This is a genomic window from Corallococcus sp. CA053C, assembly GCF_003611675.1.
Taxonomy (GTDB): domain Bacteria; phylum Myxococcota; class Myxococcia; order Myxococcales; family Myxococcaceae; genus Corallococcus.
Genome location: NZ_RAWA01000926.1, coordinates 1 through 394 on the forward strand (window position 1 = coordinate 1; position 394 = coordinate 394).

General features: G+C 60.2%; 1 protein-coding gene. It reads right to left on the reverse strand.

Annotated features, from left to right (window positions below; all coding sequences use genetic code 11):
• Positions 1-346 (reverse strand): porin (locus tag D7V97_RS43915; protein WP_147445292.1); only part of this gene is annotated, 346 nt, incomplete at its 3' end.
• Positions 347-394 lie beyond the last annotated feature (48 nt).

A 394-nucleotide genomic window follows, 5' to 3' on the forward strand; every position in this document is an offset into this window, starting at 1 on the left:
TGCTCAGGCCGACGTAGGCCTGGCGGTTAAAGATGACCCCAGCTTGGGATTGTTGCCCCGTCGCGGCGTTGAGACCGCTCTCCAGCCGGAACAGCGCCGTGTTGCCGCCGCCCAGGTCTTCCGTGCCGTACAGGCCAAACTTGCTGGCCAGCAAGGCGCCCGAGTTGATGTAAGTGTTGGAATGGCCGCCCTGGTTGCTCGAATAGGCAAAGGCGTTATCGACCACGCCATACAGCGTGACCGACGTTTGTGCTGCAGCCTGCATCGAAGCGCCTGCGCAGAGCAGCGCAACAGATGCGTAGACCGGGCGGATCGAAACGGCACGTTTGGCTCGTGTGGTTTTCATCGTTGTGATCTCGGAAATCTCCTACACCAAGGGAACACTGCGCATTAC